General features: G+C 75.4%; 4 protein-coding genes. All 4 read right to left on the bottom strand.

The features are described 5' to 3' along the window. Positions 1–521, bottom strand: a 521-nt coding sequence (locus BHU15_RS36620) for an ABC transporter ATP-binding protein (RefSeq protein ID WP_141726978.1), incomplete at its 3' end; no start/stop codon positions are given. Further along, positions 518–1,624, bottom strand: coding sequence for a cobalt ABC transporter permease (locus BHU15_RS36615; RefSeq protein WP_069631030.1), 1,107 nt, complete (start codon positions 1,622–1,624; stop codon positions 518–520). The genes BHU15_RS36620 and BHU15_RS36615, both read right to left, overlap by 4 nt. A 526-nt stretch (positions 1,625–2,150) precedes the next feature. Beyond that, entirely contained in the window at positions 2,151–2,804 is a 654-nt protein-coding gene (locus BHU15_RS36610) for an SCO2322 family protein (RefSeq protein ID WP_069631029.1), read from the bottom strand. Then, positions 2,801–3,988 (bottom strand): SCO2321 family membrane protein (locus BHU15_RS36605; protein ID WP_069631028.1); only part of this gene is annotated, 1,188 nt, incomplete at its 5' end. The genes BHU15_RS36610 and BHU15_RS36605, both read right to left, overlap by 4 nt.

The raw sequence follows: 3,988 nt of genomic DNA, 5'->3' as shown, positions 1-3,988 counted from the left end.
GGGTCGAGCGCGGACGTCGGCTCGTCCAGGACCAGCACCTTCGGGTGCGGCGTGAGTACCGAGCCGATCGCGACGCGCTGCTGCTGGCCGCCGGAGAGGGTGGCGATCGGGCGGTCGCGCAGCTCGGCCAGGCCCAGCAGGTCCAGGGTGTCCTCGACGCGGCGCCGCATCACGTCGGGGGCCAGGCCCAACGACTCCATGCCGTAGGCCAGTTCGTCCTCGACCGTGTCGGTGACGAAGTGGGCGAGCGGGTCCTGGCCCACGGTGCCGACGACATCGGCGAGTTCGCGCGGCTTGTGGGTGCGGGTGTCGCGGCCGTCGACGGTGACCCGGCCGCGCAGCCGGCCGCCGGTGAAGTGCGGGACGAGCCCGGACACCGTGCCCAGCAGGGTGGACTTGCCCACGCCGGAGGGGCCGACGAGCAGCACCAACTCGCCCTCGGGGACGGTGAGGTCGACCTCCTGGAGGGCGGGGGCCGGCGCGTCGGCGTAGGTCACCGACACCTGCTCGAACCGGATCACCGGGTCTTCTCCTTGTGCGTGAGGGCGGGCGGCAGGGGTGCGACGAAGGCGGGCAGCAGGCCGAGCAGGACGCCCACGGCGGGCCAGAGCGGCAGACCAGGTGCCACGAGCGGTACGACGCCGGGGTGCAGCCCCTCCGGGTCGTACGCGCCCGCCCGGATCATCACCAGGGCGACGGCCGCGCCGGACCCCGCGACCAGCCAGGCCCGGACGCCCCACAGGTCGGGGCGGTAGCGCGTACGGACGGAGCGGCGACCGCCGAGCCGCAGACCGGCCAGCGCGGCGAGGAGCCCGACGCCGAGGAGGGGCAGACCGTAGGAGGCGCCTTCGGCGGCGAGGAGCCCGTACGACCCCGCGCAGACACCCAGCAGGCCCCCGAGGGTCAGCGCGGTGGTGGTGTGCCGGACGGCGGGGGGTACGGCGGCCGTGCGGCCGTAACCGCGCGCGTCCATCGACGCGGCGACGGCGACGGACCGCTCCAACGCGCCCTCCAGGACGGGCAGTCCGATCTGGAGGACGGCTCCCACCCCGCCGGCGGGCCGGCCGCGCAGGCGGCGGGCGGTGCGCAGACGCAGGACGTCGGCGACCATGTTCGGCGCGAAGGTCATGGCGACGACGACGGCGACACCGGCCTCGTACAGCGCGCCCGGCAGGGACTTGAGGAGCCGGGCCGGGTTGGCGAGCGCGTTCGCCGCGCCCACGCAGATGAGGAGCGTGGCGAGCTTGGCGCCGTCGTACAGCGCGAACACCAACTGCTCGGCCGTCACCCGCCCCCCGATCCGGATGCCCTTCGCCCAGTCGGGCAGGGGCAGTTCGGGCAGGGTGATGATCAGGTGGGTGCCGGGGATCGGCGAGCCGAGGAGGGTGGAGAAGAGGAGCCGGACGACGATGACGGCGAGCCCGAGCTTGACGAACGCCCCGTACGACCGGGCCCACGGCGCGTCGGTCCGCCGGGCGGCGACGACATACCCGGCGACGCCGACGAGCATCCCGAGAAGCAGCGGATTGGTGGTCCGCGACGCGGCCACGGCCAACCCGAGCGCCCACAGCCACCAGGCCCCGGCGTGCAGGGCGTTGCTCCGGCCGGCGCGGGGGGCACGCAGGGAGCCGGGGCCGGGGAGCCGCCCGCGCGACCTGGCCCGCCCGCGATCCGCGCCTGCTTCGGTGGGCTGTTCTGCGCCCGCGCGCCGCTCGGCGGACGGCCGCGGGACGCGGCCGGTGTCGGTCGGTGCGTCCGGGGTTGCGCTGGTGAGGTTCGCGCCCGCGCCCGTGCCCGCTTCGGTGGGGCGGTCCGGCGCGGGGTGCCGACCTTGCTCGGCGTCCCGGCGTGGGTCGGTGGCAGGCGGTGTGTCGCTGTCCGGGCCTGCCTCGGTGGTGCGGTCCGCACCGGTACGCGTGCCGGCGCCCGCGCGCCGCTCGGCGGACGGCCGCGGGACGCGGCCGGTGTCGGTCGGCGCGTCCGGGGCGGTGCTGGTGAGGTTCTTCGTGCCCGTGACCCTGCCCGGCGCTGCCTCTGCGCCGGTCGGCGCGCCCACCTTCCGGCCGGTGAGGTCGACGCCCGCCTCCGTGCCGGAGGGTGTGTCCGGGGCCCCGTCCGGCCCGCCCGGCCGGTCGTTGCCGGCGGGGCGGTCAGGCGCGGCGACGGCGGGCCTGCCAGAGGGCGGCCGTGGTCAGGGTGAGGACCGCCGCGGCTCCGGCCAGGATGCCGAGCGTCGGGGGGCCGCCAGCGTCGTCGGCCTTCGGCTTCTGGAGCGCGCCCGTGGCGCGGGACGCCGTGGGGGTCGGTCCGTCGGCCGAGATCTGTTCGCCGCAGCCCGACTCTGGGTAGCCCGAGATCCCGCACAGCAGCGCGTCGCCGTTGTAGCGCAGCGGCTTCGCCACCGCCGCCAGCGCGTCCGCGCTCGTCGCCTCCGTGCCCACCCGCGCGCACGCGGCGAGCGGCGGCGGCGGCTTCTCGCCCGCCGGGGCGTCCGCCCGCGTACCCGGGTCGACGACCACGGCTATCCGCTTGCTGCCGGGCTTCGGGGGCGTGGCCCCGCAGACCGCCTCGAAGTCCGGTGTCTCGCGGGGCTTCGCCGCGTCCTGGCTGTCCGCGCTGACCGCGAAGCGGAAGCCGTTGACCGTGCCGTCGGCCGGGCGGGCCAGGGCCGGTCCCTGGGTGGCGTACGCCCAGGTCGCGCCGTCGTTCTCCCAGAACGACCAGTAGCGGTAGCCGGCCGCGTGGGCCGTCCCCGCGCCGCTGAACGCCACCAGGAGCGCGAGGATGACGACGACGCGCCTCATGAGCGGCGCCGCCGGGCCCGCAGCACGAACAGCGCGCAGATGACGAGCGCGGCGAACGCCCCGATGGCCATCGTCCAGATGTTCCCGGACATGCTGTGCCGCTCCGCCTTCTGGTCCGCCAGCACCTTCTGCTGCTCGGTGGTCGTCAGCGGCTTCGGCCCGATCCACTTGGGCGTGGGACCCGTCGCGTTGAGGGCCTTGACCAGGTCGATGCCGTGGAACGTACGAGGGTCCGTCCCCGTCGTGTGCGCGGCGAAGATCAACTGGGCGTACGCGGCGGGCCCGCTCGCCTTCGCCCAGTCCGCCGAGTTCTTCTCCAGCCACTTCATCGAGGCCGCAGCCTGGTCCCCGTACCCCGCCGTCGTCAGCGCGACGACCGCGTCCGCCGTGTTGCCGTAGTCCGGCAGCGGCGCCGAGTCCGCGGCGCCGGGCATCGGCGGCTGGTCGAGGTGCCCGGTCTTGGCCATCGTCTTCACCAGGTACGACGCGCCGTTGCGCGCCGCGCGCTCCGGTGTGAGCGGGTGCAGGTCCTGGCAGACGGGCGCCGGGCCGGGCTCTACGCCCGTCGTGACCATCCGCTTGCCGACCCCGCCGAGCAGAGCGGCGGCCGTGGCATCGGCGTTGGGGAGCAGTTTTCCGGACTTGTCCGGCTGGTAGCCGAACGCGCCGCCGCCCTCCTTCGCGTCGCACGGGATCGCGAAGCTGATCAGCGACTGGTACGGGGACCGGCCCTCCGTCGACAGCCTCGTGCCCACCGGGGCGCCGCCCGCGGCCAGTGCTCCTATGACCAGCGCCGTGGAGTTGGCGTCACTCGGCGCGCCCGCGCTGTAGCCCCAGCCGCCGTCCTTGTTCTGCGCGGACGCGAGCCAGCTGATGCCGTTGTTCATGGCGTCGGGGTACTTCATGAGGGCGGCCAGTGTCTGTACGGCGGCGGCGGTCGAGTTCGTGTCGACCACCGTCGTCGCGTCGCACGGCTTCGTGGCGTCGGGGCGGTACGCGGGGAACGCGCCGCTGTCGCACTGCTGGCCGAGCAGCCAGTTGACCGCGGAGTCGGCGGGCATGACGTTCACGGCGCGCTGCGCCAGCATCGCGAGGGACTGCCGCCAGACGCCGTCGTAGGTCGGGTCCGTGGTGCCGTACATCCCGGCGGGAAGCGGTGGGGTGTCGGCCGGGGCCGCCGGGGC

Source organism: Streptomyces niveus, from assembly GCF_001723055.1.
In the GTDB taxonomy this organism is placed as follows: Bacteria; Actinomycetota; Actinomycetes; order Streptomycetales; family Streptomycetaceae; genus Streptomyces; species Streptomyces niveus.
Note: the sequence above shows the minus strand (reverse complement) of the source record. Positions and strands in the feature narration are given on the sequence as shown.

What these genes read in the sequence shown, in the direction of transcription:
- BHU15_RS36610 (WP_069631029.1), bottom strand. Translation starts at nt 2,804, where the DNA reads ATGAGGCGCGTCGTCGTCATCCTCGCGCTCCTGGTGGCGTTCAGCGGC.